The organism is Campylobacter lari subsp. concheus (genome assembly GCF_008245025.1).
GTDB classification, from domain to species: domain Bacteria; phylum Campylobacterota; class Campylobacteria; order Campylobacterales; family Campylobacteraceae; genus Campylobacter_D; species Campylobacter_D concheus.
In genome coordinates this window covers 1,318,030-1,334,960 of record NZ_CP043426.1, presented here as the reverse complement: position 1 = coordinate 1,334,960, position 16,931 = coordinate 1,318,030, and the positions used below count along the sequence as shown (strand labels likewise).

Here is a 16,931-nt window from a genome sequence, read left to right as displayed (position 1 = left end):
GATGTTAGTAGATAGCTATGGAAGAGTAATAGATTATTTAAGAATTTCAGTAACACAAAGATGTAATTTTCGTTGCCTTTATTGTATGCCAAAAACTCCATTTGAATGGAGTGCTAAGGAAAATCTTTTATCATTTGAAGAACTTTTTATGTTTGTTAAAGTTTGTATTGATGAAGGGGTTAAAAAAATTCGTATTACAGGTGGCGAGCCTTTAGTAAGAAAAGATTTACATAAATTTATTGCTATGATTAGTGAGTATAAACAGGATATAGACTTAGCACTTACTACTAATGCTTCTTTATTAAAACAACAAGCAAAAGATTTAAGACAAGCAGGTTTAAAAAGAATTAATATCTCTTTAGATACCTTAAAAGAAGAAGTAGCTTTTAAATTAGCCCAAAAAAACATACTTAAGGATGTGTTAAATGGTATTAATGAGGCTTTAGAATTAGGCTTTAATATTAAATTTAACACCGTAGCTCTTAAAGGGATTAATGATAGTGAATTTATCGATCTTTTAGAATTTGCCAAAGCGCGCAAAAGCCAAATTCGCTTTATAGAATTTATGGAAAATTACCATGCTTACGGGGATTTGAAAGGCTTAAAATCAGCAGAAATTTTAAATATTATTGCTCAAAAGTATTCTTTTAAACAAGGACAAAAAAGTCCAAATGCACCTGCAACTATTTATGAACTTGAAGATGGGTATAAGTTTGGTATTATTGATCCACATAGCCATGATTTTTGCGATAGTTGTAACCGTATAAGACTTTCAGCCGAAGGGTTTTTAATACCTTGTTTATATTATGATGAGGCTTTAAGCATTAAAAAGGCCATACGCAATAAAGACATAGCAGGTGCTTGTGAAGTTTTAAAAACCGTGATAAAAAACAAATCAGAAAAAAATAGATGGGCAGGAAATGAAGCCAACCAAAGCTCCACAAGAGCCTTTTATCAAACAGGTGGATAATGGAAGTTGTTGAAACTTTTTTAAGCTTGCAGGGTGAGGGAAAATATAGTGGAAATTTAGCTATATTTGTAAGGTTTGTTGGATGTAATTTTAATTGCGTAGGCTTTGGAGTAAAAAAAGAAAAAGATTCTAAAATACTTTTGGGCTGTGATACTATAAGAGCCGTTTTTACCAAAGAATTTAAAGCTTGTTATAAAACCTATACTTCAGCAAAGCTTTTTGATGAGGTTTTAAAACTAGCAGATTCACACAAAGCTATAGTTGTCATTACGGGTGGAGAGCCTTTGTTAAATTATCAAAATAAAGATTTTTTGTGTTTTGTTAATTTGCTTTTAGAAAATGACTTTAAAGTGCATTTTGAAACAAATGCAAGCATTGAAATTGATTTTGAAAAATATCCTTTGTATAAAAAATGTTATTTTGCTTTGGGTGTAAAGCTTAGCAATAGTGGTGTAAAAAAAGAAAAAAGGATTAATGAAAAAGCCTTGAAAGCTTTTAAACATTATGCTAAAGATAGTTTTTATAAATTTGTTTTAGATAAGGATTTTTTACAAGAAAGTAAAGCCTTAAACGAAATCAATGAAATTTTACAAATTTGTGAAAATGAGGTGTTTTGCATGCCTATGGGGTCAAGTGAAGAAGAAATTTCTAAAAATGCCTTAAGTGTTGCTGAATTTTGTATAAAAAATGGATATAATTACTCCGATAGATTGCATATTAGAATTTGGGGAGATAAAGAAGGCGTATGATTATTAGAAAAATGTTTGAATTTGAAAATGCTCATATTGTTAGATTTTGTAGCTCCAAACGATGCAAAACAAGCATACATGGCCACTCTTATAAGGTAGAAATTTTACTTGAGAGTAAATACCTTGACAATGCGGGAATGGTGTATGATTTTGGTTTGTTAAAAGATGAAATAAAACAAATTATTGATAGTTTCGATCATGCTATTACACTTTTTAAAGATGATGATAAAGTTTATTTAGAAGATATGAAAAAGCACTCACAAAGATGGGTAAGTTTACCTGTGAATGTAAGTGCGGAAAATTTTGTACGCATATTTTTTGTGTTGATAGATACCTTGCTTTTAAAGACTAAGATGGTCAATGGCGAGCAAGGTGTTAGTTTGAAAAGTATTATTGTGCATGAAACAAGAACAGGCTATGCACAAGGTTTTAGAGAAGATGCTTATAGTGAGTTTTTACCAAAGATAAATTTGGCAGATATTGAATTTTCACAAGCTATAAGTGATGAATGGAAAGATAAAGATTTTTTTAAAAAACTTCAAGATACAAATTTTGTTTTTATTAATCAAAAGGAGGTGTAATGAAAAAGATTTTATTGATCGTGCCATTATTGTTTTTTATTGCTTGCTCAAGCCAAGAAGATACAAGCGTAAAAAAAGAGGTGCAGACTGAACAAGTTCAAATTGAGCAAAGCGATTCTAATGTTATTATAGATGATGACACGCTTCCTATACCTGTAGATGATGATATCAAAGATGAAAATAACACACAAGGACAGTGATGGATCAAAGTTATGAGTTTTTTTTAGCATTGCATGTATATAGTTTATACGCAAATGGCTTTTTAATGTTATTTTATTTGTATTTAACTCAAAGTAGTTTTTCGCAAGAGTTTATTTTTATAAAAAGAATTCGCCTATTTTTGCCAATTTATTATTTATTTTTAGCAATTACACTTTTTACAGGAAGTTTGCTTTGGGCTTTAAAGCATTTTGAGTTAAATTTATACATGCTTTCCATGTGGTTTTGTTGGATTTTTATTTTTGCTTTGGCTATTTATCAATTTGTTTTATTTAAAAAAGCAAGATTGTTTAAACGTTATGCTAAATTTAGATTTTTAAGCTTTTTTATTTTGTGTTCGGGTATATTTTTACTTTTTGTGCCTTATTTGCTTCAAAGGTTTTATTTTTAATGCGATTTTTGTATCACCCACAAAGCGGTGCTTTAAATTTAGAGTTAGAAAATGAAGCTTTTTTACATTTAAAAGCTAGAAGAGTTAAAGTAGGCGATAAAATTATATTAAAAAATTTAAAGGATTTTTTTGCTTACACTTATGAATGCATAGAGTTTTCTAGACGCTCATGTGTATTAAATTTACTGGATAAAAAAGACGAAAAACAAGAATTAAAAATGCATTTACATTTGGCTTTAGCGGTGATTGATCCAAAGATTATAGAAAAAACCTTACCTTTTTTAAATGAACTTGGAGTAGCTAAGCTTTCTTTTGTGTATATGGATTATTCACAAAAGAATTTTAAATTAGATTTTAAAAGAATGGAAAAGATTCTTATTGAATCATCCCAACAATGCGGTCGTGCTTCTTTAATGGAGCTTGAAAGCTTTGATGATTTTAAAAAATTTCAGCAAGTTTATGAAAATATTGTTTTAATAGACTTTGAAGGTGAAGATTTGATGAGTTTTGAACCTAATAAGCATGTATTTTTAATTGGAGCTGAAGGTGGATTTTCGCAAAAAGAAAGAGAGGAGAGTGTAAAAAAAGCAAAATTACAGGCTGATTTTATACTTAAAGCACAAACAGCTTTAATAGGGGTTGCTTCAAAATTCATAATTTAAAAACACGCTTAAATTTAGCTATTTTTTATATAAAAATTTATATAATTATGCCTTAATGTTTTGAAAAAGGATAAACAATGAAAAAAGAAATTCACCCAGAATATGTAGAATGCAAAGTTAGTTGCGCTTGTGGAAATTCTTTTACTACTAAGTCAAATAAACCAGAAATTAAAGTTGATATTTGTTCAAACTGCCATCCATTTTTTACAGGTAGTGAAAAAATCGTAGATGCTGCGGGTCGTGTAGAGAAATTTAAGAAAAAATACGCAATGCAATAATGTTATATTTTATTCCTACGCCCATAGGAAATTTAAACGATATTTCTTTTCATTCTTTAGAAATTTTAAAAAAATGCAAACTCTTTTTATGCGAAGATACTAGAGTTTGCAAATCCTTAATTCATCTCCTTAATGAAAAATTTAATTTAAAAATAAAACCTGATAAATATCTAGCCTTGCACACTCATAATGAAAAAGATTTTTTAGCAAAAATAGATGGTGATTTTTTTGAACAAGATATTGCATATTTGAGTGATGCAGGTATGCCGGGTGTTAGCGATCCGGGGCAATTTTTAATTGAATATGCCATTAAAAATAATATTGATTATGAAGTCTTGGCAGGGTCAAATGCCGCTTTGCTTGCATTAGTTTCAAGTGCGTTTTGTAAAAAAGAATTTATTTTTATGGGTTTTTTGGCTAATAAAAATCCTCAAAGACAAAAAGATATTGAAAAATTAATGTTTAATCCTTATCCTAGTATAGTCTATGAAGCACCCACTAGAATACTTAATTTAGTAGAAGAAATTAGTAAAATTGATCCTTTAAGAGAAATTTTTATCATAAAAGAAGCAACAAAGAAATTTGAAGCCAAATTTAGAGCAAATGCCTTAGAAACTTTAGAAAAATTAAAAACAATGGACTTGCGTGGTGAATGGTGTGTAGTCGTAAGTGCTAAAGAAAAGCAATTTCACCAAAATACCTTGCGTGAACAAGATATTTATGAACTTGATTTACCTTTAAAAACAAAGGCAAAGCTTCTTTCAAAAATCAATGCAAAATCTCCAAAAGAAAATTATCAAAAACTGCTTTTAAGTTGAATTTGGTTATTATTTAAAAATGATAGTTTATGGTAAGCAAGTGTTTTTTTATATCTTAGAAAAACACAAAGAAAAAATTAAGGAAATTTATTTAGCAAAAGAATGTGAAAAAGCTGATTTTTCAAAAATAGTAAAGGCATCAAAAAAAATTAAAAAACTTGATTTTAAGGCCGCGCAAAGTTTGGCAAGAGGTGGAAATCATCAAGGTTTTTTAATGGAAATTGATGAGTTTGAATTTAGCTCTTTTGAGGGTTTAAAAGAAAAAGATTTTATAGTTATTTTATATAATATTAGCGATGTTGGAAATATAGGCGCTATCGTGCGTAGTGCTTATGCTTTGGGCGCTGATGGGATTATTTTGGTAGCTAAAAGCGTGGCTATGGATGGAGTTATTCGCGCAAGTAGTGGCGCAGCTTTAGATATGAAAATAGTTTTAAATGATGATATTTTAAGCATGATAAATGAATTAAAACAAAAAGGTTTTTATATCTATGCTGGTGCAAGCGGAGGTAGTGATATACATACTATCAAGGCCAAAGATAAAAAAGTTTTGATTATGGGAAGTGAGGGTTTTGGTATAGCACCAAAGGTGCTTAAAAAATGCGATGAGTGTGTAGGTATAAAAATGTACAATGATTTTGATAGTTTAAATGTTAGTGCGGCATTTGCAATACTTTGCGATAGGATGAAAAATGGATAGTTGGAAAAAATTAGAAGATTTAAATTTATTAGAAGTTCAAAAAAGAACACAAATAGAAATAGCTTGTCTTGAATATATCATTAAAAAAGATTTTAAGTCTTTATCTCGTTTTAATATAAATGGCTTTATTAAAATTTTACAAAGAGAATATGAGCTTGATTTTTCTAGCTTTTTAGAAGAATATAATGCTTATTTAGAGGAAAATGGTATTGAGAAAAAAAATCATGTGCATATTGCTCCTAGAATGAACTCATATACCAAAGAAAGCTCAAGTGTATGGTATATTGTGATTATAGTAGTAGTGCTTTTGATAGTGGCTTTAGCCTGGGGTGTTTCAAGATTTTTCCAAAGTTCTACACTAGATGAAAATACTACTAATGTGCTAAATCAAGAACAAATTATCTTAGAAGAAAAAGTTGATGAGAATGAAGTTCCAGTTCTTAATTTTTTTGCTGATGAAACCACAGAAAACAATGAAACAAACACAAGTGCTATTTTAGAATCAATAGATGAAAGTAATAATACTACAGAAGAAACATTAGAGGGTAATACTAGTTTAAATATGCCTGAAGAAAATATGGTTTTGCTTAAAGAAAGTGTTATAAAACCAAGTGCAGAGCTTTGGCTTGGTATGGTGGATTTAAAAACTTTTAGAAAAAGTTCTTTGACTATTAAAAATGATTATACTTTATCTTTAGATAAAGATATGCTTATTACTACAGGTCATGCTGCTTTTAGTTTGAATGATGAGAATAATAATACTTTAGAGTTTAAAAATGGTGTGTCTAAGTTTTTAATGATTAAAGATGGTAAAATCAAGCAAATTACAAAAGCTGAGTTTATAAAAGAAAATAGAGGAAAATTATGGTAAGAATTTTAATATTTTCCATTTTTTTTACTCTTAATGCTTTTGCGCTAAGTGCTTTAGAAGTTGCTAAGCATATTGTTAATGATAATTCTAAAGACGCACAATTGGAACTTTTGTTTGCAAGAAATGATTATAAAGATGAGCGTGGAAATGTAGATATTTATACTATTTCTCAAATTTTAAAAACCAATTCTTTGGCAAATTTTATATTAAATGAGCCAAAAACTTTAATTTTTAGTTTTAAAGCTCAAGCCGATTCTGTTTTATTTTTTAAAACAATTAATGATACTTTAAATGAACTAGGTTATATTTATTTTATACCAACTGAATTAACTTTAAGGGAAAACTATATCACTTATAAATTAGCTGTAGATTCTCAGTACATGCTTGATCCAGGAGTTTTTTATAAGGCTTTGCTGGGTAGTTCTGTTTTTATTAAAGATATTTACAAAATTTCAGAGTTAAATTATGAATATGAGCTAGATTTTTCAAAAGCAAAACCTAAAGTCAATACTCAAATTCCATTAAATATTATTACTCAATTAAACAAACCTTTAAGAGAATATATTATTGATTTGCAAGGTGCAAAAAGTATGGAACTTAGTGCGCACAATCTTGATTCTTGGTTTTGCAAAATCCAATTTTTAGATAAAAACTTGAATTTTATACAAGGTGTAGAAAATACACATAAGCAAAATGAAGTAAATGTAAATATACCATTGGGCGCAAAATATGCTATTATAGGGGATATGTTTAGCCTTGATAATATAAAAAGGGGTTTAAAAATTTACTTAAGACGCTAAAAAGGATGGATAATGTTTGAAGAAATTCATTTTAATACCATAGAAAGACTTCCAAATTATGTTTTTGCTGAAGTTAATGCGATTAAAATGGCAGCAAGAAGAGCAGGAGAGGATATAATAGATTTTTCTATGGGAAATCCTGATGGTAAAACTCCTCAGCATATTATAGACAAGCTTTGTGAAAGTGCAAATAAAGACAAAACTTCTGGTTATTCTGCTTCGAGTGGAATTTATAAACTAAGACTTGCAATTTGTAATTGGTATAAAAGAAAATATGATGTTGATTTAGATCCTGAAAGTGAAGTAGTTGCAACAATGGGCTCTAAAGAAGGCTTTGTAAATTTAGCAAGAGCTGTTATTAACCCAGGGGATGTAGCTATTGTGCCTACACCTGCTTATCCTATACATACTCAAGCTTTTATCATAGCAGGTGGTAGTGTAGCAACTATGAATTTTGATTTTAATGAAAATTATGAATTAAACGAAAATACTTTTTTTGAAAATTTACAAAAAACACTACATGAAAGCATCCCTCGTCCAAAATATGTAGTAGTAAATTTTCCGCATAATCCTACAACAGTTACAGTGGAAAAAAGTTTTTATGAGAGATTGGTTGCTATGGCAAAAAAAGAAAGATTTTATATTATTTCTGATATCGCTTATGCGGACTTAACTTTTGGTTCTTACAAAACTCCTTCGATTTTTGAAATTGAAGGTGCTAAAGATGTAGCAGTAGAAACTTATACACTTTCAAAATCTTACAACATGGCAGGTTGGCGCGTGGGTTTTGTGGTGGGTAATAAACGCTTAATTGCGGCTTTGAAAAAGATCAAATCTTGGTTTGATTATGGTATGTATACGCCTATACAAGTTGCTGCTACTGTAGCTTTAGATGGAGATCAAACTTGTGTTGAAGAGATTAAGGCAACTTATGCAAAAAGATTAGAAGTCTTGCTAGAATCATTTTGCCAAGCAGGATGGGAGTTAAAAAAGCCTAATGCAAGTATGTTTGTTTGGGCAAAACTCCCTCAAAGTAAGGCTCATCTTGGTAGTATGGAATTTTCTAAGCAGCTTTTACAAAAAGCAAATGTAGCAGTAAGTCCTGGAGTGGGCTTTGGTGAAGCGGGCAATGAGTATGTTAGAATAGCTTTAATAGAAAATGAAAATCGCATTCGTCAAGCAGCAAGAAATATCAAAAAATACTTAAGAGAATAAAATGAAAATAGCAATTTTAGGCTATGGCACGGTAGGAAGTGCTGTTGTAGAAACTTTGTTAAAAAATCAAGATTTAATTAAAGCAAGATGTGATGAAGAAATTATTCCAGTAATTGCTTTAGCAAGAAATCCAAAACCAAATGCATTGATTTCTGTGGTTAATGATATTGATGATGTTTTAGAGCGTGAAGATATTGATGTATTTGTGGAGTTAATGGGTGGTATTGATTTGCCTTTTGAGATAATTTCAAAAATTTTAAAAAGAAAAAAATCAGTAGTAACTGCTAATAAAGCTTTGCTTGCTTATCATCGTTATGAGCTTGAAAAATTAGCACAAGATACAGCTTTTGGTTATGAGGCAAGCGTGGCGGGTGGAATTCCTATAATTAAAATTTTAAAAGAGGGTTTGAGTGCTAACAATATTGTTTCCATTAAAGGTATTTTAAATGGCACAAGTAATTATATTTTAAGCAAGATGGCAGAAGATAATGCTAAATTTCAAGAAGTATTAAAAAAAGCCCAAGATTTAGGGTATGCTGAAGCTGATCCTACTTTTGATATAGAAGGATTTGATGCCGCGCATAAGCTTTTAATTTTAGCAAATATTGCTTATGGACTAAGAGTAAAACCTGAGGATATTTTGATTGAGGGTATTAGTAAGGTAAGTGATGAGGATATTTATTTTGCAAAGGAATTTGAGTACACCATAAAACATTTAGGTATTGCTAAAATAAAAGATGAAAAAATAGAACTAAGAGTTCATTCTGTTATGTTAAATAAAGATAAAATGTTAGCAAAAGTTGATGGAGTGATGAATGCTATCAGTATAGATGGGGATATTTTGGGTGAAAGTTTATACTATGGTCCAGGAGCAGGTGGCAAGGCAACTGCAAGTGCTGTTGTAGCAGATTTAATTGATATAGCAAGAAAAGAAAAAAATAGTGCTATTTTTGGATATTTAAATGATACTTCTTATAAGCTTTTAAATAAGGATGAAATTTATACAAGATATTATCTAAGATTAAAAGTATTGGATAAAATAGGGGTTTTATCAAAAATTACACAATTAATGAGCGAACATCAAATTTCAATTGATACTTTTTTACAAAAGCCAAAAAAAGAAAAACAAGATTGTAGTACTTTATTTTTTATCACTCATCAAACTTATGAAAAAAATATACAAATTTTAACTCAAAAACTTAAAGAACAAGAATTTGTTAAAGATGATGTTTTTATGATCAGAATAGAAGATTAAATGGCTTTATCACAGTATCTTTTTGGTATAAAAGGTGAAGACATAGCATGCGAATATCTTAAAAATAAAGATTTTGAAATTTTAGAAAGAAATTTTCATTCTAAATTTGGTGAAATTGATATTATTGCTAAAAAAGATAAAATTTTACATTTTATTGAAGTTAAAAGTACACAAGGAAATTATGAAGTAGCCTATAGACTAGATGGTAAAAAATATAACAAAATTATTAAAACCATAGAGTATTACTTTATGAAACACAAAAGCAATGAAAATTTTCAATTAGATTTACTTTGTGTGTATAAAGATGATATAAAACTTTTAGAAAACATTAGTTATTAAGAGAATGTTTATTTTAATCTAATAAAATCTTAAAAAATTAAAGGAGATAACATGGGAAAATATATTGATTTAACTACAGAAAATTTTGCACAAGCAAAAGAAGGTGTAGCTCTAGTAGATTTTTGGGCTCCATGGTGCGGACCTTGTAGAATGCTTGCGCCGGTAATTGATGAGCTTGCAAATGATTTTGACGGTAAGGCTAAAATTTGCAAAGTAAATACAGAAGAGCAAGGTGATTTAGCTGCGCAATTTGGCGTAAGATCTATTCCAACTATCTTTTTCTTTAAAGATGGTGAAGTGGTTGATCAATTAGTTGGTGCTCAATCAAAACAAGTTTTAGCAGATAAACTAAACTCACTTTTATAATCTCAAGCCACTTTTAGTGGCTTTTCTTCATATTTTTTACTATTTAATAATTTTTATTATTTATAATTAAAGAAAAATTTGTATAATATCTCTGAAATAAATCACAAGGAAAATAATGATGTTAGATTTAGCTATTATAGGCGGTGGTCCTGCTGGTTTAAGTGCGGGATTGTATGCTACTAGAGGCGGATTAAAAAATGTTGTAATGTTTGAAAAAGGTACGCCAGGTGGGCAAATAACTTCAAGCTCAGAAATTGAAAATTATCCTGGAGTTGCACAAGTTTTAGATGGAATTTCTTTTATGGCTCCATGGAATGAACAATGTATGCGTTTTGGTTTAAAACATGAAATGATAGGTGTAGAACAAATTAGTAAAAATACTGATGGTAGTTTTAATATCAAATTAGAAAATGGTAAAGTCGAGCAAGCAAAGGCTGTTATTGTTTGCACAGGTTCTACTCCACGTCGTGCAGGTTTTAAAGGCGAGGATGAATTTTTTGGCAAAGGTGTAAGCACTTGTGCAACTTGCGATGGATTCTTTTATAAAAATAAAGAAGTAGCTGTTTTAGGTGGGGGAGATACAGCCTTAGAAGAGGCATTGTATCTAGCTAATATTTGCTCAAAAGTATATTTAATTCATAGAAGAGATGAGTTTAGAGCAGCGCCTTCAACAGTAGAAAAAGTAAGAAATAACGATAAAATAGAATTAATCACAAATGCAGTAGTTGATGAGGTTTGTGGTGATAATATGGGTGTTAATAAGGTAAAAATAGCATTTAATGATGGATCTAAAAGAGATCTTGATGTGCCTGGAATTTTTACCTTTGTTGGATTGAATGTGAGAAATGAAATCTTAAAACAAGAAAATGGTGAATTTTTATGTGCCATGGAAGAAGGTGGTCAAGTGAGTGTTGATCTTAAAATGCAAACTAACATAGCAGGATTATTTGCAGCAGGTGATTTAAGAAAAGATGCTCCAAAACAAGTAATATGTGCAGCAGGCGATGGGGCAGTTGCAGCACTTAGTGCTTTAGCATATATTGAAAACTTGCATTAATCTTCACATAAATTTCACAAAAATTAATTAAGATTCTCCTATAAAAAATTAAGGAGAATCTAAAATGAAAAAAATACTAATTCTAAGTACAACTTTAGTACTAATGGCTAGTGCAAATATTATACAACAAAATACTAATTTATATCAACAAAATATGCCTCATATGCCTCAGCATAATCCTTATGCGCAAAATTATTATGGGCTTTCTAAACCTATTATAGATAAAATTCAAAGTTCTTTTCCTGGAGCTTTTATTGTAGATGTGGATTGGGAGGAATTTGGATATGAAATTAAACTAAGTAATAATATGGAAATGTTTTTTGATAGAAATGGAAATTTTTTAGGGCAAAAATGGGATGATTAATTAAAAGCGTTATTTGCTTTTAAATAAATAAACGCTACAATTTTCCAAATTCTAAAAAGGCAGATTTAAAATGATTAATATTGGAATCCATGGAAGTAATGGGCGTATGGGTACCCAAATAAGACTTTGCCTAGAAGATGATGAGCAGGCAAAGGCTAGTGTGTTTTTTGATCAAGGATCAAATTATGAAGATTTTTTTAATAAATGCGATGTAATTATTGATTTTTCTACTCCAAAGGGTTGTGAGGATTTGCTTTTATATGCTAGAAGTAATCCCAAGCCTTTGGTGATAGGTACTACAGGTTTAGATGCTAAGCAAAATGAGTTAATGCAAAGCGCAAGTATTACTATGCCTATTCTTTATGCAACCAATATGTCTTTAGGTGTGGCGATTTTAAAAAAGCTTTCTCATTTAGCTAGTGAGGTTTTGAGAGATTTTGATATAGAAATACTTGAAATGCACCATAATAAGAAAAAAGATGCTCCAAGTGGTACCGCAATGACTTTAGCGCAAAATGTTGCTAAGGCTAGAAATTTAGACTTAGAAAAGGTCAGAGTAAGCGGTAGAGATGGGATTATTGGGCAAAGAGGTAAAGATGAAATTGCAGTGATGAGTTTAAGAGGTGGTGATATAGTAGGTTCACATAGGGTTGGTTTTTACAATGAAGGTGAATTTATAGAATTAAATCATACAGCTACTTCAAGAGCTACTTTTGCAAAAGGTGCGATAAAATGTGCAAAATGGTTGGTATCTCAAGAAAATGGCTTATATGATATAGATGATTGTTTAGGAATTTAAATGTGTGCAGTAGTTGGAGTAATTAATTCAAAAAATGCAAGTACGGTGGCTTATTATGCTTTATTTGCTATGCAGCATCGCGGACAAGAAGCAAGCGGGATTAGTGTAAGTGATGGTTTGAATATCAAAACACACAAAGCTAAAGGCGAAGTAGGACAAATTTTTAATACGCAAATTCTAGCAGGATTAAAAGGCGAGATAGCTATAGGACATAATCGTTATTCCACTGCAGGAAATTCTTCTTTGCATGATGCCCAGCCTGTTGCAGCTACTTGTTCTTTGGGTGATATTTCTTTAGTGCATAATGGAAATTTGATTAATAAAGAAGAAGTTAGAAAAGAACTGATTAACAATGGGGCTATTTTTCATTCTAATATGGACACAGAAAATGTAGTACATTTAATAGCAAAAAGTAAAAAAGAAACTTTAAAAGATAGATTTATAGAAAGCTTGACTCAAAGCAAGGGAGCGTATTGTTTTATGCTTGCTAGTAAAAATCAACTTTTTGTAGTAAGAGACCCTTATGGGGTCAGACCTTTATCTTTAGGTAGATTAAAAGATGGTGGGTATATTGTAGCGAGTGAAACTTGCGCTTTTGATTTGATAGAGGCTGAATTTATCCGCGATGTAAAACCAGGCGAGATGTTAATTTTTACTCAGGGTAGTGATGAGTTTGAAAGCATTCAAGTATTTGATAAGACAGATCCAAGAATTTGTGCATTTGAGTATATTTATTTTGCTAGACCTGATAGTATTATAGAAGGTAAAAGCGTATATGAAGTGCGTAAAAAAATGGGTGAAGCCTTGGCTAAAAAATTTAAAGAAAAAGTGGATTTTGTAGTGCCAGTTCCAGATAGTGGCGTAAGTGCTGCTATAGGTTTTGCACAATATTTAAAAATCCCACTTGAAATGGCAATAGTGAGAAATCACTATGTAGGCAGAACCTTTATAGAACCAACTCAAGAAATGAGAAATTTGAAGGTAAAATTAAAACTCAATCCTATGAAAAAAGTCTTAGAAGACAAAGATATAGTGGTGATTGATGATAGTGTGGTAAGAGGAACAACTTCTAAAAAAATCATTGCACTTTTAAAACAAGCAGGCGCAAGAAAAATCCATTTGGCTATAGCATGTCCAGAAATCAAATTTCCTGATATTTATGGTATAGATACGCCTACTTTTGAAGAATTAATTTCAGCTAATAAAAGTGTTGAAGAGGTTAGAGAATATACAGGTGCAGATAGCTTGACTTTTTTGAATATCAATGAACTAGTTTCAAGTATAGGCGATGAAAGAAAATACTCTTTAATTAGTTTTGATGGGGATTATTTTATTAAATAATCCTTATCTGCATTTTAATTGTTTAAATACTTTATAGCTTTGAAAATGAGGTGGCAATCCCACTTCAAATGAAAAATCTTTATAAGTATGTCCTGGTAAGTTTTTTGCAATATTGATATTATATGAAGCATCTCTTTGTTCTTGATTTGCTCTTTTTATACTATCAAAATTTTGTTGATTAAAGATTTCACCGCTTACCTCGTGTTTTTTGTTATCATCAATTATCCTAAGCTCTAAAAAGCATTCAGAAATTTTAAAATTAGTATCATTAGTTACTCTACCTTTTACAATAATACTTTCTGTTGCTAAGCGTCTGTAGGTTGAAAAATTGCTCAAACTTGCTTTTTTGGTATATTGATCTATAGTTAATAGTAATGAAATGGTCAAAATCGATGCTAGTATAAAACTCACTATGCAAAAAATAATCATATATTTTTTATTTTGAACTTTTAAGTAAAGTAAAACCCAAGTTAAACCTGTAGAAACTAACATAATAACAATGATTAAAATATGAAAAAATGTAAAATATCCCATTAAAAACACTTTGAACTAATTTCAATGTCAAAATTTTGATCTTCTTTAAAATCGGAAAATTTAGTTTTTAAATTAATAGTTTGTTGTGGATTTATTGTTTTTTCTATCATAGTTGATTTACTTCTTAAAGGTTTTATAGTATGTATTAAATTTTTAAAAGTACTATTATTATCACTTTTCTTAAAAACTTCTACTTTTAATTTGCAGTATCTAAAGCTTTTTTTAGAAGTATTTGTTAAGCTGTAATCAACGCTGAGTGAGTTATCATATACAAAAAATTGAGCATTATCTAAGCTGGTTATTCTTGATCTAACTTTAGTATCAATTAAAAAATATCCTAAATAAGCGATACCTACTGAACATAAAATTCCTAAAAAAATAACCGTAAAAGCAAAAGCAGGCTTGTTTCTAATAATTAAAGCTAAAAATAAAGTGATAATGAAAAAAAATACAACCAAGACCATTAATAAAAAATCAACTAAGTGCAAATGAGTAGTATAAAAAATCATTTGCTCTCGAATGTGTTGGGCATTCATTATCACTTCTTTAGTTTTTAATTTGCTACTGAGCTTGTTCTTTTACTATCTTTGCTATCAACCCAAATATTTGGCACAGCTCCACCAGGTGTTAAGAAAATTTTAGCGTCTTTATTAACCTTAAGTGCTTCGTTAAACTGCTTTTGAGTTTCGATTTGTTTTAAATCAAGCAAAGGATTATTTAAACTTTTTGCTATTTCTCTATTTGAATATGCTTGTGCATCAGCTTCTATTTTAACTGCACTTGCCCTACCTTTAGCACTAATTATGGTTGCATTTGCTTCCCCTTCAGCTAAAGCTGCTTTTTTAAGTGCTTCTTGATTAGCTCTTTCTACTTCGTATTTGGTTCTTTCAGCCTCTTGTTTAGCAATTTGTACTCTTTCAATTTGCTCTTTTACTTTTATAGGCAAGATAATCTCTCTAAGTTGAACTGCTTGAAGCTCAGCAGGTTCATTTGGTTGGCTTTCTATGGTTTTTCTAATACCTTGATCAATTTGCACTGCTATGGTGTTGCGATTTGTTGGAAGCTCTTCCGCGGTATATTGACCTACCACATTTCTTACCACATCTCTTACTACTGGGTCGATGATTTTATTTTCCCAATTAAGTCCCCAAGTAGCTATGGTTTGAGGAACCTGTAAAGGATTTAATCTATATTGAACGGTTACATCAATAGATACAGGTAAACCTCTTGAATCAAGCACAGAGATACTGTTTTTATTTACAACACCTGAGCCTATTTGTAAATTTTCATTTATTCCTTCGATTGAAGCATAGTTAATTTGTCTTACTCTAGTATCTACGATAGTGATTTTTTGCAGTATAGGCATAAAAAAATGAAGTCCTGGCTCAAGTGGAGTAGGGCTGTATTTACCCGTGGTAGATTTGATCCCCATTTCTCCTGAATTAACTATTGCAAAAGGTTTAAAAAGTGCAAAAACTAAAACAATTGCAATCGCACTATAAATTAATGGAGAAAATTTTCCAAAACCTTTGAAATTAAATTCTGGAGCTTTGAAATTTAAATTTTGCTTATTGTTGTTTTGATTGTTTTTTTTATTAAAATAATCATTCAGATCAGCTGGCATTTAGTTCCTTTGTTAAATATAAGTTAGCATAGAAGCGTATTTTTCATTGCGTCCATAAACTATATCAAAATACGCATTTTGGAGCTTTGTTGTTAGCTCACCTCTTTTTCCATTTCCTATAATTCTTGTATCAATATTATTTATTGGGGTTATTTCTGCTGCAGTTCCTGTGAAAAATGCCTCATCAGCTACATAAACTTCATCTCTTGAAATTCTTTGGCGCACTACACTTATGCCCAAATCATGTGCAATTTTTAAAACAGTATCTTGGGTAATACTTTTTAATGAAAAATCATTTGGCGGGGTGATTAATTTCCCATCTTTAACCATAAAAAAGCACTCGCCTGTCCCTTCTGCTACAAAACCTTCTTCATCAAGCATTAAAGCTTCTTCATATCCTGCTTCTATAGCTTCATATTTAGCCATTTGAGAATTTAAATAATTTGCACTTGCTTTGGCTTTACCTAGGCTAGATTTTACGCTGTTTCTAGCAAAAGAAGAAATTTTAACCTTAATACCTTTTTTCAAGCCTTCTTCGCCCAAATAAGCACCCCATTCCCAAGCAGCAATAGCTACTCTAACAGGAGCTTTAGCATGATAAACTCCCATGGTTCCATCACCCAAAAAGATCAATGGGCGCAAATAAGTATTATTTTGAAAATCATTTGCTCTTAAAAGTTCAACTTGCGCATTTTCAAGTTCTTCTTGAGAAAAAGGTGAGTTGATTAAAGTGATTTTTGCAGACTCTAAAAGTCTTTTGGTATGTTCTTTTAATCTAAAAATTGCTAAACCATTTTGTGTTTTATAAGCTCTTGTTCCTTCAAAAACTGCATTTGCATAATGTAATGAATGTGTTAAAACATGAATTTTTGCATCATCAAAATCAATGATTTTTCCATCCATCCAAATTTTTTTTGCCCTAATCATAACTAAGCCTTTATTAAAAATAAAACTAATTTTATCAAAAATATACTAATAATTGCTAGAATATAGTAAAA

At 30.2% G+C, this 16,931-nt stretch carries 23 protein-coding genes; 19 read left to right on the top strand and 4 right to left on the bottom strand.

What is annotated here, in order from left to right; genetic code table 11:
• The first annotated feature begins 1 nt into the window (after window position 1).
• From moaA to purF, 19 genes are all read left to right on the top strand, one after another.
• Window positions 2–970 (top strand): GTP 3',8-cyclase MoaA, encoded by a 969-nt coding sequence (moaA, locus tag CLCT_RS06915; RefSeq protein ID WP_039668885.1) that lies wholly within the window; start codon window positions 2–4, stop codon window positions 968–970.
• Entirely contained in the window at window positions 970–1,719 is a 750-nt protein-coding gene (locus CLCT_RS06910) for a 7-carboxy-7-deazaguanine synthase QueE (protein WP_039668884.1), read from the top strand. Before moaA ends, CLCT_RS06910 begins: the two co-directional genes overlap by 1 nt.
• Entirely contained in the window at window positions 1,716–2,300 is a 585-nt protein-coding gene (locus tag CLCT_RS06905; RefSeq protein ID WP_039668883.1) for a 6-pyruvoyl trahydropterin synthase family protein, read from the top strand. Before CLCT_RS06910 ends, CLCT_RS06905 begins: the two co-directional genes overlap by 4 nt.
• On the top strand, window positions 2,300–2,500 hold the full coding sequence (locus tag CLCT_RS06900; RefSeq protein WP_039668882.1) for a hypothetical protein: 201 nt from the start codon (window positions 2,300–2,302) through the stop codon (window positions 2,498–2,500). Before CLCT_RS06905 ends, CLCT_RS06900 begins: the two co-directional genes overlap by 1 nt.
• Window positions 2,500–2,910, top strand: a complete 411-nt coding sequence (locus CLCT_RS06895; RefSeq protein WP_039668881.1) for a hypothetical protein — start codon at window positions 2,500–2,502, stop codon at window positions 2,908–2,910. The genes CLCT_RS06900 and CLCT_RS06895 overlap by 1 nt, the downstream gene beginning before the upstream one ends.
• On the top strand, window positions 2,910–3,572 hold the full coding sequence (locus CLCT_RS06890; RefSeq protein WP_149062687.1) for a 16S rRNA (uracil(1498)-N(3))-methyltransferase: 663 nt from the start codon (window positions 2,910–2,912) through the stop codon (window positions 3,570–3,572). The genes CLCT_RS06895 and CLCT_RS06890 overlap by 1 nt, the downstream gene beginning before the upstream one ends.
• A 77-nt stretch (window positions 3,573–3,649) precedes the next feature.
• Window positions 3,650–3,850, top strand: a complete 201-nt coding sequence (gene rpmE, locus CLCT_RS06885; protein WP_039668879.1) for a 50S ribosomal protein L31 — start codon at window positions 3,650–3,652, stop codon at window positions 3,848–3,850.
• Window positions 3,850–4,668 carry a 16S rRNA (cytidine(1402)-2'-O)-methyltransferase gene (rsmI, locus tag CLCT_RS06880; protein ID WP_149062686.1) on the top strand — a complete coding sequence of 273 codons (819 nt, stop codon included), beginning with the start codon at window positions 3,850–3,852 and terminating at the stop codon, window positions 4,666–4,668. The genes rpmE and rsmI overlap by 1 nt, the downstream gene beginning before the upstream one ends.
• 19 nt (window positions 4,669–4,687) lie before the next feature.
• Window positions 4,688–5,368: a 23S rRNA (guanosine(2251)-2'-O)-methyltransferase RlmB gene (gene rlmB, locus CLCT_RS06875; protein ID WP_039668877.1), complete on the top strand. Its 681-nt coding sequence runs from the start codon at window positions 4,688–4,690 to the stop codon at window positions 5,366–5,368.
• Window positions 5,361–6,239: a hypothetical protein gene (locus tag CLCT_RS06870; protein WP_149062685.1), complete on the top strand. Its 879-nt coding sequence runs from the start codon at window positions 5,361–5,363 to the stop codon at window positions 6,237–6,239. Before rlmB ends, CLCT_RS06870 begins: the two co-directional genes overlap by 8 nt.
• Window positions 6,233–7,039: a hypothetical protein gene (locus CLCT_RS06865; protein WP_149062684.1), complete on the top strand. Its 807-nt coding sequence runs from the start codon at window positions 6,233–6,235 to the stop codon at window positions 7,037–7,039. The genes CLCT_RS06870 and CLCT_RS06865 overlap by 7 nt, the downstream gene beginning before the upstream one ends.
• 12 nt (window positions 7,040–7,051) lie before the next feature.
• Window positions 7,052–8,254, top strand: a complete 1,203-nt coding sequence (locus tag CLCT_RS06860) for an LL-diaminopimelate aminotransferase (protein ID WP_039668874.1) — start codon at window positions 7,052–7,054, stop codon at window positions 8,252–8,254.
• Window position 8,255: 1 nt separating this feature from the next.
• Window positions 8,256–9,509, top strand: a complete 1,254-nt coding sequence (locus CLCT_RS06855; RefSeq protein ID WP_149062683.1) for a homoserine dehydrogenase — start codon at window positions 8,256–8,258, stop codon at window positions 9,507–9,509.
• Window positions 9,510–9,848 carry a YraN family protein gene (locus CLCT_RS06850; protein WP_012662111.1) on the top strand — a complete coding sequence of 113 codons (339 nt, stop codon included), beginning with the start codon at window positions 9,510–9,512 and terminating at the stop codon, window positions 9,846–9,848.
• 51 nt (window positions 9,849–9,899) lie between these two features.
• Window positions 9,900–10,214, top strand: a complete 315-nt coding sequence (trxA, locus tag CLCT_RS06845; protein ID WP_039668871.1) for a thioredoxin — start codon at window positions 9,900–9,902, stop codon at window positions 10,212–10,214.
• Window positions 10,215–10,332: 118 nt separating this feature from the next.
• On the top strand, window positions 10,333–11,271 hold the full coding sequence (gene trxB / locus CLCT_RS06840; protein WP_149062791.1) for a thioredoxin-disulfide reductase: 939 nt from the start codon (window positions 10,333–10,335) through the stop codon (window positions 11,269–11,271).
• Window positions 11,272–11,335: 64 nt separating this feature from the next.
• Window positions 11,336–11,635 (top strand): DUF2874 domain-containing protein, encoded by a 300-nt coding sequence (locus tag CLCT_RS06835; RefSeq protein ID WP_039668870.1) that lies wholly within the window; start codon window positions 11,336–11,338, stop codon window positions 11,633–11,635.
• Between the two features lie 70 nt (window positions 11,636–11,705).
• Window positions 11,706–12,434 (top strand): 4-hydroxy-tetrahydrodipicolinate reductase, encoded by a 729-nt coding sequence (gene dapB / locus CLCT_RS06830; RefSeq protein ID WP_149062682.1) that lies wholly within the window; start codon window positions 11,706–11,708, stop codon window positions 12,432–12,434.
• Window positions 12,435–13,775: an amidophosphoribosyltransferase gene (purF, locus tag CLCT_RS06825; protein ID WP_149062681.1), complete on the top strand. Its 1,341-nt coding sequence runs from the start codon at window positions 12,435–12,437 to the stop codon at window positions 13,773–13,775.
• Between the two features lie 3 nt (window positions 13,776–13,778).
• Here purF and CLCT_RS06820 read toward each other — a convergent pair whose 3' ends face one another.
• The 4 genes from CLCT_RS06820 to ilvE are packed head-to-tail and all read right to left on the bottom strand — an operon-like array spanning window position 13,779 to window position 16,860.
• Window positions 13,779–14,309 (bottom strand): DUF2393 domain-containing membrane protein, encoded by a 531-nt coding sequence (locus CLCT_RS06820; RefSeq protein ID WP_039668867.1) that lies wholly within the window; start codon window positions 14,307–14,309, stop codon window positions 13,779–13,781.
• Window positions 14,309–14,845: a DUF2393 family protein gene (locus CLCT_RS06815; RefSeq protein ID WP_149062680.1), complete on the bottom strand. Its 537-nt coding sequence runs from the start codon at window positions 14,843–14,845 to the stop codon at window positions 14,309–14,311. The genes CLCT_RS06820 and CLCT_RS06815 overlap by 1 nt, the downstream gene beginning before the upstream one ends.
• Window positions 14,846–14,862: 17 nt before the next feature.
• Window positions 14,863–15,933 (bottom strand): prohibitin family protein, encoded by a 1,071-nt coding sequence (locus tag CLCT_RS06810; RefSeq protein ID WP_039668865.1) that lies wholly within the window; start codon window positions 15,931–15,933, stop codon window positions 14,863–14,865.
• Between the two features lie 12 nt (window positions 15,934–15,945).
• Window positions 15,946–16,860, bottom strand: a complete 915-nt coding sequence (ilvE, locus tag CLCT_RS06805; RefSeq protein ID WP_149062679.1) for a branched-chain-amino-acid transaminase — start codon at window positions 16,858–16,860, stop codon at window positions 15,946–15,948.
• Window positions 16,861–16,931 lie beyond the last annotated feature (71 nt).